Here is a 17371-nt window from a genome sequence, read left to right as displayed (position 1 = left end):
AGAAATCCGTCGCGCCGGGGTATAAATACTTTCTGGGCTGCCATTTGTTTCACCGGCTGGCCTTCCTTGTCGCGGTGATTCGTCCTGCGATTGGCTGGCCGCCACCGCGGGCGGTTGCGGCGGTGCGGCGCGCCTGCTCGGCCCATGCGCGGAGCCGCTCAGGGTCATCGACGATGTCGGTTGGCACCTCATAATAGCCCGTGACCGTCACGACCCACCCGGCGGCGGCATAGCGAAACGGCGCCGCTCCCATGGCCTCGAAGGTGGCGCGGCCGGCATCATCGACGCGCAGATAGAGCGATCCCTTCATGACGAAGCCGAACTGGACGCCGTCCGCCACCAGCGCTGCGCCGCCGAAAAACCGCTTCACCGTGATCGTGTGCAGCCCTCCAATGCGTTCGGCGAGGTCGAGCGCCAGCTCTCGCGATGTAACAATATTCATCCTTGCGGCTGGGGATGGAAGAAGCCGGAGATCGATTGCAGGCGGCCGTCCGCGGCGATCAGGCCAAAGCTCGTCCCGGTCTGGAGGACCTGTTCGTCGCTGCCTTGTAGCTCCCAGTGGGCGAGGGACCGATCATGATGGTGCAGCACCGTCCGGATGTGGAACCGGCCGCCGGGCACGCTGGCCTGGAATTGGCCCATGTAGGCCGAGATCGCCGCTGCGCCCGAGAGAAGGCCGTTCGGATCGCAATAGGTGACGTCGTCGGTCAGGCAGGCGGCGAGTTCCGCTTCCCGCGCGTCTGCGGAGAGAGACCAAATTGCCGAATAGCGGTTCCAGAGCGCGTCAGGAGTCATGGCTTTTCTCGAGATCCTTGCATTCATCTGTGATGAGGCGTTCAAGCGCAGCCACGTCATGGCCGGCACGCACCAGGACCAGAATCCCCTGATAAAGTACCAGCAGCTTCGTGGCGGCCTCAGCCGGTTCCAAGCCGGCCCGCAGCGTCTTACGGTCGCGCGCTTCTTCAAGCCGCGTCGTGAAAGCCCGCATCAGGGCCTGGAGGCCCTCCTCGACACAGCGATGCGGCCGCGGCGCGGCGCCGAACTCGATCGCTGAATTGGTGATCAGGCAGCCGAAGGTTTCGCCGTTCGGTTCATGCAGCAGGGAAAGGAAGAGGTCGCGTAAACCGTCAAGGCCATGCTCGACCGGCGCGTGTCGCGCGATCCGGCCCTCGAGGACGACGTGGTTGTAGTGGGCGAAGGCGGCGTCGAACAGACCGGCCTTGTCGCCGAAGCTATTGTAGATACTGCCGGCTTTCAGACCGGTCGCCTCCTCAAGGTCACGGATCGAAACGGCTTCGTAGCCCTCGCGTCTGAAGGCGTGCATCGCGCCGCTCAGCACGGCGCCCTCATCATAGGAACGGGTTCGGCCCACGGGAAATCCATTCTTGATTACATATTCTAAAATGACCGATCAAAAATGAATCGTCAACCCCTGGCTAAGGGAAATCGCGACGGGACCGAACCGGAGCAGGTGCATTGGGCGACGTGCGACACGATCAGTCTCCCCGTTCCTCGGGTTCCGCGTCTCAGGTGGAAGAGGGCGCGCTTCCATCGTCGTCGGGGTAGTTGACTGGTGATATATATAACTATATCACTATAGCAGGTGAGCCGCACCACTATCTGCGTCGGACCATTGATGGAGTGACGGGTATGGATTCAGCGTTCAGTGACAAGCAGCCGATCTACCGACAGCTTCGCGATCGGGTCGTGGCGATGATCCTCGACGAAGTGCTCAGGGATGGCGACCCGCTTCCCACCGTTCGCACGGTCGCGGCCGACTATCGGCTCAATCCCCTGACCATCCTCAAGGCGTACGCGCAGCTTGTCGATGAGGGTCTCGTGGAGAAGCGGCGAGGTCTCGGAATGTTCGTGAACCCGGGAGCACGCGCGCTGTTGCTGCAGGGCGAACGCCAGAAATTCCTCGCGGAGCAATGGCCTGAGGTCCTCGCGACGATCAAACGGCTCGGCCTCCAGCCGGCAGACATGCCGGGCTTTTCGGAGGTCGGCCGCAAGAACGCAAAGACGCTGGTCGGGCGCTGACCGGATGACGTGCATCGAGGCGCGCAATCTCTCCAAAGCCTTCGGGCCCGCGACGGCGCTCGACGGTATCAATCTCACCATCGAAGAGGGCAGCATCGTCGGACTGATCGGCCCTAATGGCTCTGGCAAGAGCACGCTCCTCAGAACAATCGTGGGACTGCTCCCGCACGAGGGAGATCTGGCCGTCCTGGGCCGGGATCCGTGGCGCGAACGGGCAGCGTTGATGCGTGACGTGTCCTACATCGCCGATGTCGCGGTGCTGCCGCCCTGGATCAATATGGGTCAGGCTCTCGACTATGTGGGGGGCGTCCACCCCCGCTTCGATCGCGCGAAGGCGGAAGCCTTTCTTCACCGGACCAGCATCAGCCGACGGGCCAGGGTGCGCGACCTGTCGAAGGGTATGGCCGCCCAACTTCATCTGGCGCTGGTGATGGCCATCGAAGCGCGTCTGACGGTGCTCGATGAGCCGACGCTCGGGCTCGACGTCGCCTATCGCAAAGCCTTCTATGACGCGCTGCTTGGCGACCATCTCGATCACGACCGGACTATCTTGATGGTGACGCATGAACTCGCCGAGATCGAGCGGGTTCTGGACCGGATCATTCTCCTCGACCACGGGCGGGTCAAACTCGACTTCGTCGCCCACGAGATCGATGCTCGATTCACCGAGCTCGTCGCGCATCCCGATCATCTGGCGGCTGCACGCGCATTGGGGCCGATCCAGGAACGCTTGCTGCTCGGGCAGAGTGTCTTCCTGTTCGACGGCGTCGATCGCGACGAATTCCGGACCTGGGGCGATCTGCGGACACCCAGCCTTACCGATCTCTTCACCGCGCTCGTCACTGCGAAGTCGGATCAGAATGATCGGGTGGCCGCATGACCAGGTTGCTGGCCATGCGGAAATCTCGGGCCTTCGATCCGGATGCGACCCGCCCGCGGCCCACACATCCAACGCACCCACTCCTTTGGACATTACGGCGCGAACTGTGGGAGCACCGTTCGCTGATATTCGCGCCCCTCGCTGCTGTTGCCGTGGCCCTGTCAGGGTTTCTGGTAAGCGCGGTCGGCTTGCCCGCAACGATGCAGGCCAGCCTCGCCGGGACACCAAGCGAACTGAAGGACGCGATCCGCCGGCCCTTTGACATCGCCGCGGTCGCGATCATTGCCACCACATCGCTCGCAGGACTGTTCTATGCGCTTGGCGCGCTGAATGGCGAGCGCCGCGACCGCAGCATCCTGTTCTGGAAATCGCTGCCGGTGTCCGATGCGACCGCCGTGCTTGTCAAAGCCGCGATTCCCATCGCGCTGCTGCCGCTAGTCGCTTTCCTCCTCGTCCTCGCGGCGCAGGCAATCATGCTGCTCGCCAGCACCGCGATCCTGAGCGCGAGCGGCGTGGCGATTGGGCCCCTGTGGGGCAGCGTGCCGGTGCTGCACCGGGTCCATATCATCGCCTGGAGCATTGCGACGCTCGCGCTGTGGCATGCACCTATCTATGCTTGGGCGCTGCTGGTCTCCGGCTGGGCGCGACGGATGACCCTCCTCTGGGCGACGCTACCGCCGCTCGCTGCCATTGTGTTCGACCGCATGGCATCTGGGCGATGGCATGTCGCTTCATGGTTCCGCGACAGGCTGATCGGCAGCCTCGAGGCGGGGATCAAGCCAAGCGCCACGGCCGAACCGCAAATGGCGGTCATCCACTTCGCCGCGTCGCCTGGCCTGTGGATCGGCCTCGCGATCACCGCCGCCTGCCTCGCTGCCGCCGTCCGACTTCGTCGCAACATCTTCAACCCTTGATCACGGAGCCCGAGCATGGCCACAACCGTCCTGCCCCTTGGGGTCGAAACAAGCAGCAAGCCCAGCACAGATAGCTGGCTCAAGGCGTCGGCATGGGCCTGGTGCGTGACGGCGGTCATCGGGCAGATGGCCTTCATCTATTTCATCGTCGCATTCTATGGGCCGTCGACCGCCAGCGGCAATTTCGCTGACTGGAACAAGAAGAACCTGATCACCGGCCATGTCCCGGGCGACACCGCCGGTAATCTCCAGTTCGCCGTCCATGTCCTGATGGGCGCCATGATCACGGCGAGCGGCGCGCTCCAGCTCCTTCCGCAGATCCGCAGATACGTGCCCGCCCTTCACCGCTGGAACGGGCGCTTCTACATCATGATGGCATTGCTGATGTCGCTCGGCGGCATGTCCCTGGTCTGGGTGCGAGGCACCTATCTCACGCTGACCGGCGCGCTCGGGATCAGCCTGCTGGGCGTCCTCCTCATGGGCGCCGCCATCATGGCCTGGCGAACCGCTGTCGCCCGCGACTTTCGCAATCATCCGCGCTGGGCGCTTCGCACCTTCCTTTTGGCCAACGGGGTGTGGTTCCAGCGGATCGGCTACATGGCCTGGATTCTCGTCAATCGCGGTCCGGTCGGCATCGGGAAGCGCATGGACGGCCCGTTCGATCTCTTCTGGGGCTTTGGAAGCTTCCTTCTCCCGCTCGCCGTCCTTGAACTGTACTTCTTCGTTAGGGACCGGGGCGGTGCGCGCGCCAAATCCGCCATGGCTGGTGGCCTCGTGGTCCTGACGCTGCTGACTGCGCTAGGAATTGGCGGTGCGTATATGCTGATGTGGCGACCGGTCCTTCTACGCTGATCAGCAGGCGATATTTGTCGAGCTTGGCCAGGGCGGCTTCCAGCGGCCAGTTCGTGGCTGGTGGGGATAGCTTGTCCTTGGAGGAGTTGATCGCCGCCGTGTCGGGTTCCCATCCGGAACAGATCGTCGAGCGTGTCGCATCGCTCGATGCGAGGCTCACCGACGCTGCCGCGGAAGGCGAACTCGGCGACATGGGGTTCCGGAAGCGGAGACGCTGGCACTGCTCGCGAAGCTGGTTGCGGAGATGGTCGGCCTGCCGCCGGGATATATCCGATGGCAGGAAGCGCCCAGGATCATCGACGTTCAGCAGAGCCTTCCGCGATCCCGGAACCGGATACGGGTTGATGCGCATTTGACCGCAAGGAACAGGAAGCTACCGTCAGTGGAACAGTTTAGCGAAGCAACTTCACCAACCGGAGTTGCGGAAAGATGCTTCTAAACGGAAAAGTCACCATCATCACCGGTGCGAGTTCAGGGATAGGGAGAGCGGCCGCAATGCTCTTTGCAGCCGAGGGCGCCTCCGTCGTTCTGGTCGCCCGGCGAAGTGGCCTGCTGAACCAACTGGTCGCTGAAATAGAACAAGGTGGCGGCCGTGCTCTCGCGGTCGTTGGAGACGTGACGGACGAACGCACGCATCGCTCAGCCGTGGTCGCCGCGCAGACCCGATTCGGCGGTTTGCATGTGGCGTTCAACAATGCCGGTCTGGTCGGCGCGACGAAACCGTTGGCGGAAATCACGCCCCAGCAATGGTCGGACGTGCTGGCGGTCAATCTGACCGCCGCCTTCCTTGGCGCGCGCGCCCAGATACCGGCATTGTTGGAGCAGCGAGGCGGCGCCCTTGTCTTCACGGGCAGCTTTGTCGGCAGCAGCGTCGGCCTGCCCGGCATGGCGGCCTATGCGGCTGCCAAGGCGGGCCTGACGGGCCTGGTTCGCGGCATAGCTGCGGACTATGGTGCCGCAGGCGTTCGTGCGAACGCATTGCTCCCTGGAGGCACGGCGACCGAGATGGCAGGCGATGCCGCCCAGCGCGAGTGGGCTGCGAGCCTGCACGCGATGAAGCGGATTGCCGAACCGGAAGAGATCGCCCAGGCAGCATTGTTCCTGGCCAGCGACATGTCGAGCTTCGTTACCGGTTCGGCTTTGTGGGCCGATGGCGGCAATGCGGCGGTGAAGCTCTAACCTCGTTGCAAAGTCTGTTTCTTTCGTCGTGACGGATGCTGGTTTGACCGCAAGCTTCGAGAGTCCGCAGCGCGAAATCACTGCCAGACGCACGCTCCGCTGCCTTGCGAGGATATCGAATGACCCTGATCCGTCCGTTGCTCCAACGTACCCAGGCCCATGCCGCCGACTTTCTGGAGGGACTGGGCGAACGGCCGGTCGGTGCCACAGTCGGTGCGGCGATGTTGCGCGACCGCCTCGGCCTGGACCTCGGCAGCGCAGGCGTTCCGGCCGAACAGGTGATCGACGAACTGGTTGCCGCAACCGAAGGCGGGCACCTGGGATCGGCAGGCGGGCGGTTCTTTGCCTGGGTGATCGGGGGCGCGCTGCCGTCGGCGCTCGCCGCCGACTGGCTCGCTTCGACCTGGGACAATAATGCAGCGCTCTACGCCTGTGGGCCAGCCGCGTCGGTCGTGGAAGAGGTGGCGGGCGCCTGGACCAAGGATGTGCTCGACCTGCCTCGGCACGCTTCCTTCTCGTTTACGACCGGGTGCCAGATGGCGCATTTCACCTGCCTCGCCGCGGCCCGCCACGCGCTGCTGCGGGATCGGGGATGGGATGTCGAGCGCGACGGCCGGCGCACCGGCGATCCGCGTGCTCGCGACCGAGCAGCGGCACGGGAGCGTCGAACGCGCGTTGCGCTTCCTCGGGCTCGGCACTGCCGCGCTGGTGCCGCTTGCGACCGATGCGGAGGCGCGCGTCACGCCCGCCGCGTTGGCCGACGCGCTGCAAGCCTCCGATGCGCCGACGATCGTCGTCCTCGACGCGGCCGACCTGAACGTGGGCGCCATCGACCCGTTCGCCCAGCTGGTTCCGATCGCGCGCAAGGCCGGAGCGTGGGTGCATGTCGACGGCGCGTTCGGGCTCTGGGCGCGTGCGAGCAGACGGCATCGCGTGAAGCTCGTCGGGGTCGAACTGGCGCACTCCTGGGCGACCGATGCCCACAAATGGCTGAACACGCCGAAGGACATCGGTATCGCGATAGTCACGGACGTAGCCGCGCATCGCGCCGCCATGACGCTCAGCGCCGACTATCTGCTTTCCGATGGCGACACGCGCGACCAGATCGACTGGACGCCCGACTGGACCCGTCGCGCGCGCGGGTTCGTGGTTTACGCGGCCCTGCGCGAGTTGGGGCGGGACGGCGTGGCCGGCCTCATCGACCGGAGTTGCGATCACGCTGCGGCGCTCGCGCACGGCATCGCGGCGCTGCACGGCGCGGAATTGGTGGCGGCGCCGACGCTGAACCAAGCGCTGGTCCGGTTCCGTTCGCCGGAGCCGGGCGCGACCGAAGCGGATCACGATGCACGCACCGCCGCCGTGATCGCGGCCATAAACGCGGACGGAACGGCGTTCTTCAGCGGCACGGTCTGGAAAGGGCGGCGCGCCATGCGGATCAGCGTCATCAACTGGCGAACCTCGGCCAGGGATGTGGAGGCGACGATCACGGCGGTTGCGTGCGTGCTCGCCAATATGGACTCATCTGTGACCGGGGGCGCATCAAGTATCGCTATTGACCGGCTGTGTGGTGGCGGTTGACTTTGCGGGGCAGCCCAACACGACGCGGTGAAGGCTGCTCATTGGACAACCTCTGTGCGACGCGGGCTGATTCGGTAGGATTGGATCGCGTTGGTCCCGCGCCGACCAGCAGCATGATCTCGGTGCAGCCGAGGATGATCGCCTCTGCGCCGCGATCGATCAGCCGGGCCATGACCGCGCGATAAGCGTCCCGCGACGCCGGGGACACGATGCCGGCGACAAGCTCCTCGTAGATCACCCTATGAACCAACAAGCGATCGGCTTCATCGGGCACGAGCACATCGAGTCCATAGCGGTCGCGGAGCCGATCCTTGTAGAAGGGTTGCTCCATCGTGAACGCCGTGCCGAGCAGGCCGACGCGCTCGACGCCGCCCGCCCGGATCTCCTCCGCGGTTGGATCGGCGATATGCAGCAGCGGGATCGAGACCGCTGCGGCGACGGCATCGGCCATGCGGTGCATGGTGTTGGTGCAGATCAGGAAGAAGTCCGCGCCGCCTCGTTCGAGCCGCCGCGCCGCATCGATCATCCGTTCGGTCAGGGTTGCCCAGTCGCCTGCATGCTGGAGCTTTTCGACCTCGCCAAAGTCGACCGAGAACATCAGGCTCCGGGCCGAATGTGCATCGCCCAGCCGCCGGCGGACGCCCTCATTGATGATCCGGTAATATTGCGCCGAGCTTTCCCAGCTCATTCCGCCGATCAGGCCGATCGTCTGCATCCGCAATCCCTCGCTTGTTGTGGTCAGTCGGCGACGAACACCCTGGCGCCGGCGCGGGTCGAGATGCGGTGTGCGGCGTGGCCGGAGTCGGACACCCGAAAACCCATGCCGGCCCTGAGATGGAACGACCGCCCGTCCCGAAGCTCGACCTCGAGCTCGCCTTCCAGCACATGAAGGATATGGCCCTTGTCGCACCAGTGATCGGCCAGACAGCCAGGCGAATAGTTCACCGCCCGGACCCGGACGCCGTCGATGTCCTCGGTGCGCCATAGGGCATGGCCTGTTTCGCCCCCGTGTTCGGTGACGGGCACCAGCGACCGGTCGGTGATCGTGAACTGCAGGTCAGGCATCTTCGAGGACGGTTCCTCCGGCTTGCAAGTGTCGCGCTGGCGCCACGTCCTCCCGTCAGCGAGAAGGGGCTATTCCGTCCCAGAAAACCAGGTCGCCATATTCCCAATCCCAAGGCGCGCCAGTCTCGCCGAGGATGAAGCGGACGATGGCCGGGAAGGCGCGCTCTGCGCGCACATCGTTGGCGAGGATGACGACGCAGCGACGGCCGCGCTCGACACACACCATGGTATTGCCCGTCGCGTCATCATGGCCGCCCTTGTAGAAACCCGGCCCCTGCGGCCCTGCAAAGACGATGACGCCGAGACCGGCGGCGAGATCGGAGCGCTGCTGTTCGGGCGGAAGCTGGAGCTGCGGCCACAAGGTCGGGAATTGCCGGCTCGAGGTGATGCGCAATTGCGGGCGCACCATCTCCGCTCGCGAGGCAGGCGAAAGCCCCTCGCCGCGGACAAAGGCTGCGGCGAATCGGGCGAAGTCGGCGATGGTCGTGTCCATCGAGCCTGCCGCACGCACGCGCGAGCGTTCGTCATGAGGCAGGGCGGCGCCGTCGGCCGTCCAGCCATCGGCCATGTTCGCCGCGAAATCGTCGCGCCAGACGAGCGACGTGTGCGTCATGCCCAGCCGGCGGAAGTTCGCGTCCGTCAGAGCGCCGATGCTGAAGCCAAGGCCCTTCTCGATCCCGAGCTGCAAAAGGATCATGCCGTCGCCGGAATAGGCATAGCGCGTTCCCGGATCGAAGTGGATGCGTGCCCGCTTGTCGTCCTCGAAGAAGAAATAGTTCGCAAAGCCGGTGCTGTGGTCGAGCACCATGCGCGGCGTGATCGCGCGCCAGCGTGGATCGTCCGCCAGCGGGCCGTAATCGGCATAGGCGCGCACGACATCCGCATCGGTGCCGTAGTCCGGCAAGGGTCGCGGCAGCAAAGCCGCAATGGGGCGGTCGAGGTCGAGCCGGCCCTGCCCCGCAAGCTGCATCACCGTGTAGGCGAACACCGTCTTGGTCAGCGACGCGGCGTACATCACGGTGTCGGCGGTCAGCGGCTCATCCTTGGCGTTGCGGAAGCCATAGGCGCCCACATGCGCTACCCGTCCATCCTCTATCACTGCTATGGCAAGACCTCTCGCACCCGTTCCCTCCATCGCACGCGCGACGAACGCCTTGATCTGCGCGGGAGACCGCCGGGACGGCGCGGCCGTACGGGCATCAGACGCCGACGCTGCGAGTAGAACGGCCGGGATCAGGCACCATCCGCGAATGGCGGGCGACAGGCCAAACAACTTCAATGGTCACCTCCATCAACGACCGGCGTGGCGCGGATGTCGCTCGACGATGGGCATTTGAACCGTCGTCCCGTCGAGGACGTCCGGCACGACATGATCCTTCCCGCACCATTGCAGATGGGCAAGGCGCCAGCAACCGCGCCCCGATCTGCTGCCGCGGCTCGGTGAGCGTGAACCCGGAGTCGATCGGAACGACAAAATAGCCTGCCGCCACTTCGTCGAGAATAGCACGCAGATCGGGGCGCGAATCCCGGCCCGGGGGATCGCGCCCGACGCCGCGGGCATCGACCGGAAAATGTCCAGCGGGGCCCCGCCCAGCGGGTGCGTGTCACACCGTCGCGGCCTTGATCGCGGCGACCGTACGGCGAACATCCTCTTCCGTCGTCACCCAGGAGGACACGCTCAGGCGTATCGCGTCCACGCCGCGCCATCTGGTCGGTCCGAACCATGCCTCGCCGCTGGCGCGAACCCCGGCGGCGATCTCCGGCATGCGCGCCTCCTGCCCGGGCAGGGTCGCCACGACCTGATTGAGCACCACGTCGTTGAGAATCTCGAAGCCGGCCGCGCGCAGCTGGTCCGCGAACAGGCGCGCCAACCGGCAGCATCTGTCGACCAGATCGGCGACGCCTTCGCGCCCGAGGCTGCGCAGCGCCGCCCAGACCTCTACGCCTCTCGCGGAGCGGGAGAACTCCGGCACCATATCCTTGGGCGCGGCGGTGTCCCCGGCCTTCAGATAGGGCGCGACGGTCGCCATCACGGCATGGACGGCCTGCGGCTGGCGGCAGATGGCGAACCCGCAATCATAGGGCGTGTTCAGCCATTTATGCCCGTCGCTCACCCAGGAATCGGCCGCTTCATATCCCGCGATCAGGCGCCGGGTCTGCGGGGAGGCCGCCGCCCACAGCCCGAAGGCGCCGTCGACATGCACCCAGGCGCCGGCGGTTCCGGCGCGGGCGCAGATTTCTCCGATCGGGTCGATCGCGCCCGAGTTCACATTGCCCGCCTGGGCGATGACGAGGCTGCGCTCGGTCAATGCCGGCATGGCGTCGGGGATCATCCGGCCCTGTTCGTCGCAGTCGACATGGGTGATGTCCTCCAAACCGAATCCCAGCAGCGACAGCACCTTGGCATTGGTGACGTGCATCTGCGCCGTCGCTGCGACATGCAGTCGAGGCGCGCCGTTCAGCCCCCTGGACGTCACATCCCAGCCCGCCTTTGCCAGCAGGGCGTGACGCGCCGCCGCGAGGCAGACGAGCGCGCCCATCGTGGTTCCGGTCACGAAGCCGACGGAGGCCTGCCTCGGCAGGTCGAACAGGTCGAGCAGCCAGCCCGCGGCAATCTTCTCCAGCTCCACGCCGATCGCGCTGGTGCCGTCGTTGAACACGACCTGGTCCCAGGCCGAGGCGATCACCCGCGCGCCGAGGGCGGCAGGCAGCGTTCCGCCCACGACAAGCCCGAAGAACCGTCCCGCCGCTGTCGCGGTTGTCGCGGGGCCGCCGTAGCGCGCGAGCAGGTCCAGGGTAGCGGCCGGATCGCTCGGGCCTTCTGGCAGGGCTTCGTGGAAACGCTGCAGATCGGACAGCGCCGATGCGTTCGGAGCGACGTTCCTGGCTTCGAGATTCCGCAGATAGCGCTCGCCATGGCCGGCGGCCAGGCGAAGCGCCTCGATCGAACTGGCAAGCAGGGACTGGTGGTTCGGGGTCATGTGCTCATCCTGCTCAATCGCCCGTGGCGGTGACGGTCGCGCCTTCGATCATCAGCATCGCCGTCCGCTCGAGCGCACGGGTTCGATGGACGACCCCCTTGGGAACGAGATAGCCTTGGTTGGGCGACAGCTCGACGGACGGGCCGTCCTCGATGTCGACGTACAGCTTGCCCGCGACGACGTAGAACAATTCGTCCTCACGATCGTGCTTGTGCCAGTGGAACTCGCCTTCGATGACGCCGAGGCGCAGGACGCAGTCATTGATGCGGGCCAGCGGCTGGTTGAACCAGCTGTCCGGCGCGCCAGCGCGGATCGCGTCGACATCGATCATGGTCAGCGGCAGGCATTTGACGTCCGTGCGGATGTCATAATCATAGTCGGTGTCGCTCATCAGGGCCTCCTTCGCCATGCGGAGCGCGAAACCGGGCCGGGCCTTCCCCGAGCCGAGGCCGGAGCCGCCGCTTGCAGTCGCGCGTCCGCGAATCTATATAGAGGAATGACTATATTGACGAATGCCTATCCAGAATCGAGCTCCTGGTCAACCGTTGCCGCGCTGAAGGCGATCGCGAACGAGAACCGGCTTCGCATCCTCGGCTGGCTGCTCGATCCGACGGCGCATTTCCCACCGCAACGGGATGGCGATCTTGTCGAGGACGGTGTCTGCGTCGGCTTCATCACCGACAAGATCGGGCTGAGCCAACCGACGGTCACAAGCCATATGTCGATCCTCGCAGACGCTGGCCTGGTGACGCACAGGAAGATCAAGAACTGGGTCTTCTACAAGCCGGACCGGCAGCGGATCGCACGTCTGCGCACGGCGCTCGACCTCCAACTCGGCGCGATGGGCGGCAAGGGCAAGGAGACGACAAACCGGCCTGACGAGGTCCAGACCCGGCGATAAGCTTGCACAGGCGCTCATGGCGTCGGACGCGATACGCGGCGCCAGACCGAGATCGGCACTGATCCGTCCGGCCGCGGCGGAACCTCCCAGGTCAGGACATCCTCGTCGAGCGTGAACGACCGGACCTGCACCTGCCCGCGCCAGTTCGGGAAGGACGAATCCTCGATCGCAAAGCGCAGCGTCCTGGCCGTCCCGTCGACCGTCAGCGAACCAAAGTGCGTGCTCGAACCCATCACGGCGGCGCGCATTTCGGCATCCGTACCCTTGCCCTTGTCCCCCGCCGCGAAATCGGGACGCTCGGCGCGGAAGATCTGGAGCGCATATCGCCCCGCGTCATCGATCATCAGCCGGCCTTGTGGCGCGGCGCCATAGTCGCGCGTCACCGAGCCGTCGGGCAATCGGCGGTCGGCGGCGACGAGCGTCCATGTGCCGGCAAGCGACGGCGCGACCGGGCGTGAAGCGGCGTCGCGTGCGGCAGCCGCCACGGGAACGGCCGCAGCAAGCGCGAGCAGTGCGCGGCGGCCGAACAGAACGTGCGAATTCATAACAATCCTCCACCATTGATATCGAAAACGGCGCCCGTCACGAACGGGTTGGCCATCACGAACAAATAGGCCGAGGCCAGTTCCTCGGGTGTGGCGACCCGCTTGATGGGCAGCGCCGCAGCAATGCGCTCCAGCGCTTCCAGCCTCTTGGCCGAGCCCGCTTCGCCCCATTGGGCCGTATCGGTCACACCAGGGCTGATCACGTTGACACGGCGCGGCGCCAGTTCCTTGGCGAGATGCTTGCCGGCCGAATCCACGGCTGCGTTGACCGAGCCTTTGAGGACGCTGCCGACGCCATATCTGCGTGACACCTGGCCCGAGGTGAAGGTGATCGACGCCAACGGATCGAGATAGGGCAGAGCCAGGCGGACCGCGTGCAGTGCGCCGAACAACTTGGCGTCAAAGGTCTGTTGCAGATGGTCGCTCGTCAGCGTTCCGAGCGATGGCGCGCCTTGGCGGGACCAGGCGGTGTAGGCGATGTGATGGATTTGGCCGATCCTTGCGAAAGCCGCTTTCATCGACGGCAAATCGGTCACGTCGGCAACCATCCCCTGCGTGCCCTCGGGCGCGCGCCCCGAGCGGCCAAGGGCAAAGGTTCGCGCGCCTGCCTTGGCGGTGGTTTCCGCAACCGCCCAGCCGATCCCGGTGCTGCCGCCGACAACAACCACGCTTTGCCCTTCCAGTGATGTGCTCACGAGAACCTCCGTTCGGTTCGCAAAAGAATGCGGTTGACTACGCGTTCGCTGCGGTAACCTATTTGTGAGGTTACGTTGTCTTGCCAACTGTAACCTGTCAATATGGTTTCATAGCAAAACGCATCACAATCAGATGAAATGCCCATGCTTCCAGTGAAAGGTACGGCCTCCCATGAGGAAACCCGGGACGGTTTCCGCTTTCGCGGCGGCCATGCGGCGCTCGACCTCACGGCCACGCTCACGGGCCGCCTCAAGGAGGCGCAGCGCGATCTCTTCGCGGGGCCTGAGGACGTCGTGCGCTGGCTTTGGGCGGCCGGGTTCGAATGTGTTCAGAACGTGCCGGACGACCACCTGTTGGATTCTGCGCGGCTGTTGCGGGAAGCGATCTACATCCTGACGATGGGACGCATCATGGGACAGGTGCCGCCTGCGAGGGAGCGCACGGTTCTCAACGACATCGCTCGACTGCCTGCGGCAGCCCCCGAGTTCGATTCCGACGGTTCGGCGCGACTGTGCGGCGACGCCGGCGCATTGCTGGCCTTTATCGCGCGTGAGGCGGTCCTTCTGCTGGGGGGCGAGATGGCCGATCGGGTTCGGCAATGCGAGGGGGAGGGATGTGCGATCGTCTTTCTCGACACGTCGCGCTCGGGCGATCGCCGCTGGTGCTCGATGGCGGCGTGCGGCAATCGGCACAAGGTCGCTGCCTTTCGGCAACGTAAACGGAAGCCGTGATGAGAATCGACCCGCCATTTGGAGGATAGCGCGAGCCGATCTGGCGAAGAGCGTATTCCAAGCACACGGCATCGACGAGAGCGGTGCCACGGTGCTGGTGAAGAAGCTGCACCGCAAGCAGATGCTGCCCTTTTTCTCGAAGCTGCCGCCTTGCCTGATCGCGGTGGAGGCTTGCGGAACCGCTCATTACTGGGCTCGCACGCTTGCAGCAATGGGCCACGAAGTCCGCCTGATACCGCCATCGTAGGTCAAGGCTTACGTGAAGTTATGCCCACCTACGCATAACTTCACGAACGGCTTCAGGCGCAATCCGGTCTGGGCGTAACCTTGACCGGCGATGTCTTTCTGCGCGTTCCGTTGGCGACGGCGAGCAACCTGTTGACCACGGTGAGCGCTAGCGCGAATATCTATGGCAAGAGCCGGTTCAACGACATTAACGCCAGTCTCTCGACAGGGCCGGAACTGCTGCGCGGACGTTCGCGCATCCGGCCCCAACTCCTTGTCGGGAAACGCTGGTTCGGTGGTGACGGCTATTCGACCAGCTATGGCGGCTGGCTGAATTGGCGACGGCAGCTCGACCGTTCGAGCCAGGCCGAACTGGACCTTATCCTGCTTCACTATGACTATGACCGCAATGACGGCCTTGACGGACGGCTGGCGAGCAGCGCGTTGCACTACGAGCGTGCGCTTTCGCCGCGCCTGTTCGGACGGCTCGGCTTGCGGGTCGATCGACAGCAAGCCCGCGATCCGGCCTATGCGACGTGGACGGTGGGCGGGGATTTCCTGCTTTCGCGCGAAATCGGCCGCCAATTCTTTTTCGGCCAGCTCTCCTATTATCATATCAGCGCCGATGCGGCCTTCCGGCTCCCGCCCGCCCGGCGAGACGACGATCTGGTGGAGGCAGCGGCAGGTGTCCTGCTTCGTAGCCTGTCGTTCAAGGGGCTTGCACCGGCGATCAGGGTGCGATGGACGCACAGCAAGTCGCCCGTGTTCTTCTACGACTATTCCCGCCTTCGCGCCGAAATATCGTTGACGCGCGATTTCTGAAACCAAAGGCACGGGGATCGTTCAAGCGGTATCTGGCCGCTCGGCCAATCCGAACAGGCGCATCAGTCCGCCGCAACGTCAATGGTGCAGCGCACCGATTCCTTTGCTTTCGTGGCTGCGTCCTGGCATTTCTCGATTGCCTCTTGGTTGCCGCGCAACATTTCAACTGCATGGTTGAGAGTGGCCCGTGCCTGCGGGCTGCGAGACGTTCAGGCCAATGCCAGCCTCTCGGCCCGAGGCGTGGGCCAAAGCCGGGAAGTGCCGCCCTTAGCAGGCATCCAGCGGCGAAGCCGCGCCTGCCGCCCGCCATAGGTTGCGGTTCTGCTGGTCGATGGTGGCGGCCGTGCCGATGGTCGCCCGCAAGCTTCGCGCGTTTTCTGTAAGCTCGCGCTTCGCTTCGGCAAGCATGGCCTGATCCTCGCACCGCGCCATCACCGCCGCCGCCTCGAACCGCGCCCCAAAATCCTCCGGCGTCATCTGCAAGGTGGGAGCGCTCTCGATGGCGTGGCGTAATAGCGCCAATTCGCCCTGTAGTTGGGTAAAGGCCCGTGTCGCCCGGTCCGGTGCGGGCGGCTCGTAAGGCAGTGCGTTGGGCCAGCGATATTCGTCCATGTCCTTCTTCTCCTATCGGCTCATGCCAAGGTCGCGGCCATGATCGAACGGCACGGAGTCCGCCAAATCACGGGCAAGGCAGCGGCCCATATCTGCGTCAATGCCCAATTCCTGCCTGCGGCCGGGCAGCAGCGATTCCACCTGCGCGTCGCGTTCGAGGCTTTTCGCTATCCCCGCCATTTCCTGCGCGACGCGCTTCGCGCCCTGGAAATCGCCGCGCGGTAGTTCGTCCTGCGCCTGCCGGAGCTGCCGCCAGCCCTCCGGTCGCGCGCGGCCTTGTTCAGTTCGCGCACCTCGTCATTGGTGTGCGTGAGGATGATCCGCGATTGATCCGGCGCGGCGATGCGCTCGCGGCCCCACCGCTCGACAAGTTCGCTCCGCGCCTGCTCGCGCGTCTCGGCCGCATGGACCAGCCCCGCTCTGCGTAGACCCGGATCGCTTCGCGGGTTCGGCCGGTCGCCAGATGCCGCTTAGCGTCGCGCTGCCAGTCGTGAAGCTGGCGGCGGACCTGCGTAATCTCCACCCCGCTATGCTGTTCGTGGATCGCCCGGAACGCCGCACCCGCCTCGATGGCCTGCAACTGCTGCGGGTCGCCCACCAGCACGACCTTGGCCCCGGCGTCTGCGGCATGGGACCGCACGCGCTCCATCTGGAGCGTGCCGACCATGCCGCCTCATCTATAACCAGCACATCGCGGGCGGTGAGGCGCTTACAGTTAAGCGACCGCGAGACCTTGAGGCTGCCATGTCTCTGCTGTGCCGGGCAGGCCTTTTGCCATGACCTCGATCCAGGTCGGCCGAAAACCCAGCAGCACGAAGTCGCGGGGAAAGTTTGGAAAGAAAGCTTGCAGTTCCTCGCCCTTGTAGGGGTTCTTGACCGCAATGACAGCCTCGTCCCGATACACCCGCGCTTCGCCCATCAAGCTCGCGTAAGCGCCGTTCGCGTCATCGCTGAAGTGGAGCGTCGCGGCGGGATTCTGTCCAAGCTGGTCGAGCTTGCGGCTGCCGCCTCTTGTGCCGATCCACAGCGTGAGATCGTCGTCTGGCGGCGAAACAAGGACAGTGCGGGCTCTCGGCCTGCCTTCCGCGTCCACAGTGACAAAGGTTGCCAGAACATCCGTGGTCACGAGCGCTCGTGCCGCGGCAAGCACCGCTTGTACTTCGGCAATTCGGTAGAGCAGCGGGACGCGCGACTGCGCCAAAGCTTTCGCAGGGCTGGCGACCAAGGCTGCCAGCGTTGCCGTTATCATGGCCCGGCGCCGATCAACATTCATGATGGTCCTCCGCTGGCTTAGGAATTTCTATGTGCGTGTAACGCATTTTCCAGCTTCGGGTAAGTGTCGTGCCGCCG

At 65.0% G+C, this 17371-nt stretch carries 23 protein-coding genes and 2 pseudogenes; 11 read left to right on the top strand and 14 right to left on the bottom strand.

Annotated elements, in window-relative coordinates:
* Window positions 1-49 precede the first annotated feature (49 nt).
* Genes KRZ98_RS16590 through KRZ98_RS16580 form a run of 3 tightly spaced genes read right to left on the bottom strand, consistent with a single transcriptional unit; the run spans window position 50 to window position 1339 of the window.
* Window positions 50-442, bottom strand: coding sequence for a TfoX/Sxy family protein (locus tag KRZ98_RS16590; RefSeq protein WP_217674547.1), 393 nt, complete (start codon window positions 440-442; stop codon window positions 50-52).
* Window positions 439-795 carry a nuclear transport factor 2 family protein gene (locus KRZ98_RS16585; RefSeq protein ID WP_217674546.1) on the bottom strand — a complete coding sequence of 119 codons (357 nt, stop codon included), beginning with the start codon at window positions 793-795 and terminating at the stop codon, window positions 439-441. The genes KRZ98_RS16590 and KRZ98_RS16585 overlap by 4 nt, the downstream gene beginning before the upstream one ends.
* Window positions 785-1339, bottom strand: coding sequence for a TetR/AcrR family transcriptional regulator (locus KRZ98_RS16580; RefSeq protein ID WP_217674545.1), 555 nt, complete (start codon window positions 1337-1339; stop codon window positions 785-787). The genes KRZ98_RS16585 and KRZ98_RS16580 overlap by 11 nt, the downstream gene beginning before the upstream one ends.
* Window positions 1340-1650: 311 nt before the next feature.
* Between KRZ98_RS16580 and KRZ98_RS16575 the strand changes: the two genes are divergently transcribed.
* The 5 genes from KRZ98_RS16575 to KRZ98_RS16555 all read left to right on the top strand — a co-directional run bounded on the left by KRZ98_RS16575 (window position 1651) and on the right by KRZ98_RS16555 (window position 5865).
* The gene (locus tag KRZ98_RS16575) at window positions 1651-2040 is read left to right on the top strand and encodes a GntR family transcriptional regulator (RefSeq protein ID WP_217674544.1); all 390 of its coding nucleotides are present in this window, start codon (window positions 1651-1653) and stop codon (window positions 2038-2040) included.
* A 4-nt stretch (window positions 2041-2044) separates the two neighbouring features.
* A complete protein-coding gene (locus KRZ98_RS16570) occupies window positions 2045-2920 on the top strand; it encodes an ABC transporter ATP-binding protein (RefSeq protein ID WP_217674543.1) in 876 nt (291 codons plus the stop codon).
* Window positions 2917-3834: a hypothetical protein gene (locus KRZ98_RS16565; RefSeq protein WP_217674542.1), complete on the top strand. Its 918-nt coding sequence runs from the start codon at window positions 2917-2919 to the stop codon at window positions 3832-3834. The genes KRZ98_RS16570 and KRZ98_RS16565 overlap by 4 nt, the downstream gene beginning before the upstream one ends.
* 15 nt (window positions 3835-3849) lie before the next feature.
* Window positions 3850-4686: a DUF2306 domain-containing protein gene (locus KRZ98_RS16560; protein ID WP_217674541.1), complete on the top strand. Its 837-nt coding sequence runs from the start codon at window positions 3850-3852 to the stop codon at window positions 4684-4686.
* A gap of 429 nt (window positions 4687-5115) precedes the next feature.
* Window positions 5116-5865, top strand: coding sequence for an SDR family oxidoreductase (locus tag KRZ98_RS16555; RefSeq protein WP_217674540.1), 750 nt, complete (start codon window positions 5116-5118; stop codon window positions 5863-5865).
* Window positions 5866-5942: 77 nt separating this feature from the next.
* On the opposite strand, the gene KRZ98_RS16550 is transcribed toward KRZ98_RS16555, so the two are convergent.
* Window positions 5943-6182, bottom strand: coding sequence for a hypothetical protein (locus KRZ98_RS16550; protein ID WP_217674539.1), 240 nt, complete (start codon window positions 6180-6182; stop codon window positions 5943-5945).
* Window positions 6183-6462: 280 nt separating this feature from the next.
* Between KRZ98_RS16550 and KRZ98_RS16545 the strand changes: the two genes are divergently transcribed.
* Entirely contained in the window at window positions 6463-7443 is a 981-nt protein-coding gene (locus KRZ98_RS16545; protein ID WP_217674538.1) for an aminotransferase class V-fold PLP-dependent enzyme, read from the top strand.
* Here the strand turns inward: KRZ98_RS16545 and KRZ98_RS16540 are convergent.
* The 5 genes from KRZ98_RS16540 to KRZ98_RS16520 all read right to left on the bottom strand — a co-directional run bounded on the left by KRZ98_RS16540 (window position 7415) and on the right by KRZ98_RS16520 (window position 11880).
* Entirely contained in the window at window positions 7415-8158 is a 744-nt protein-coding gene (locus KRZ98_RS16540; protein WP_217674537.1) for an aspartate/glutamate racemase family protein, read from the bottom strand. The genes KRZ98_RS16545 and KRZ98_RS16540 overlap by 29 nt on opposite strands.
* A gap of 23 nt (window positions 8159-8181) precedes the next feature.
* Window positions 8182-8508 (bottom strand): DHCW motif cupin fold protein, encoded by a 327-nt coding sequence (locus KRZ98_RS16535; RefSeq protein WP_217674536.1) that lies wholly within the window; start codon window positions 8506-8508, stop codon window positions 8182-8184.
* A gap of 55 nt (window positions 8509-8563) precedes the next feature.
* Window positions 8564-9787 (bottom strand): serine hydrolase, encoded by a 1224-nt coding sequence (locus KRZ98_RS16530; RefSeq protein ID WP_217674535.1) that lies wholly within the window; start codon window positions 9785-9787, stop codon window positions 8564-8566.
* A 325-nt stretch (window positions 9788-10112) separates the two neighbouring features.
* Complete coding sequence (locus KRZ98_RS16525) at window positions 10113-11489, bottom strand: pyridoxal-dependent decarboxylase (RefSeq protein ID WP_217674534.1); 1377 nt, start codon at window positions 11487-11489, stop codon at window positions 10113-10115.
* A 13-nt stretch (window positions 11490-11502) separates the two neighbouring features.
* Window positions 11503-11880 carry a cupin domain-containing protein gene (locus KRZ98_RS16520; RefSeq protein ID WP_217674533.1) on the bottom strand — a complete coding sequence of 126 codons (378 nt, stop codon included), beginning with the start codon at window positions 11878-11880 and terminating at the stop codon, window positions 11503-11505.
* Window positions 11881-11985: 105 nt separating this feature from the next.
* On the opposite strand from KRZ98_RS16520, the gene KRZ98_RS16515 reads away from it, so the two are divergent.
* The gene (locus tag KRZ98_RS16515; RefSeq protein ID WP_217674532.1) at window positions 11986-12390 is read left to right on the top strand and encodes a helix-turn-helix transcriptional regulator; all 405 of its coding nucleotides are present in this window, start codon (window positions 11986-11988) and stop codon (window positions 12388-12390) included.
* Window positions 12391-12404: 14 nt separating this feature from the next.
* Here the strand turns inward: KRZ98_RS16515 and KRZ98_RS16510 are convergent, their stop codons facing one another.
* Both KRZ98_RS16510 and KRZ98_RS16505 read right to left on the bottom strand, forming a co-directional pair.
* Complete coding sequence (locus tag KRZ98_RS16510) at window positions 12405-12935, bottom strand: lipocalin-like domain-containing protein (protein WP_217674531.1); 531 nt, start codon at window positions 12933-12935, stop codon at window positions 12405-12407.
* Window positions 12932-13603, bottom strand: coding sequence for an SDR family oxidoreductase (locus KRZ98_RS16505; protein ID WP_217674530.1), 672 nt, complete (start codon window positions 13601-13603; stop codon window positions 12932-12934). The genes KRZ98_RS16510 and KRZ98_RS16505 overlap by 4 nt, the downstream gene beginning before the upstream one ends.
* 171 nt (window positions 13604-13774) lie before the next feature.
* Between KRZ98_RS16505 and KRZ98_RS16500 the strand changes: the two genes are divergently transcribed.
* The 3 genes and pseudogenes from KRZ98_RS16500 to KRZ98_RS16490 all read left to right on the top strand — a co-directional run bounded on the left by KRZ98_RS16500 (window position 13775) and on the right by KRZ98_RS16490 (window position 15409).
* A complete protein-coding gene (locus KRZ98_RS16500) occupies window positions 13775-14362 on the top strand; it encodes a CGNR zinc finger domain-containing protein (protein WP_217674529.1) in 588 nt (195 codons plus the stop codon).
* A 16-nt stretch (window positions 14363-14378) separates the two neighbouring features.
* Window positions 14379-14606, top strand: a pseudogene (locus KRZ98_RS16495) (IS110 family transposase); the annotation flags it as partial.
* 83 nt (window positions 14607-14689) lie between these two features.
* Window positions 14690-15409, top strand: coding sequence for a surface lipoprotein assembly modifier (locus KRZ98_RS16490; RefSeq protein ID WP_217674528.1), 720 nt, complete (start codon window positions 14690-14692; stop codon window positions 15407-15409).
* Window positions 15410-15676: 267 nt separating this feature from the next.
* Here KRZ98_RS16490 and KRZ98_RS16485 read toward each other — a convergent pair whose 3' ends face one another.
* Window positions 15677-16021, bottom strand: coding sequence for a hypothetical protein (locus KRZ98_RS16485; RefSeq protein WP_217674527.1), 345 nt, complete (start codon window positions 16019-16021; stop codon window positions 15677-15679).
* A 39-nt stretch (window positions 16022-16060) separates the two neighbouring features.
* On the opposite strand from KRZ98_RS16485, the gene KRZ98_RS16480 reads away from it, so the two are divergent.
* Entirely contained in the window at window positions 16061-16246 is a 186-nt protein-coding gene (locus KRZ98_RS16480; protein WP_217674824.1) for a hypothetical protein, read from the top strand.
* Window positions 16247-16281: 35 nt separating this feature from the next.
* Here the strand turns inward: KRZ98_RS16480 and KRZ98_RS16475 are convergent.
* Together KRZ98_RS16475 and KRZ98_RS16470 are read right to left on the bottom strand one after the other, a co-directional pair.
* Window positions 16282-16726 (bottom strand): annotated as a pseudogene (locus tag KRZ98_RS16475) (AAA family ATPase); the annotation flags it as partial.
* Window positions 16727-16736: 10 nt separating this feature from the next.
* The gene (locus tag KRZ98_RS16470; protein ID WP_217674526.1) at window positions 16737-17294 is read right to left on the bottom strand and encodes a pyridoxamine 5'-phosphate oxidase family protein; all 558 of its coding nucleotides are present in this window, start codon (window positions 17292-17294) and stop codon (window positions 16737-16739) included.
* Window positions 17295-17371: the final 77 nt, after the last annotated feature.

It is taken from the genome of Sphingobium sp. AS12, assembly GCF_019097845.1.
Taxonomy (GTDB): domain Bacteria; phylum Pseudomonadota; class Alphaproteobacteria; order Sphingomonadales; family Sphingomonadaceae; genus Sphingobium.
The sequence above is the reverse complement of the archived record's forward strand: the minus strand, read 5'-3'. Positions and strand labels throughout refer to the sequence as shown.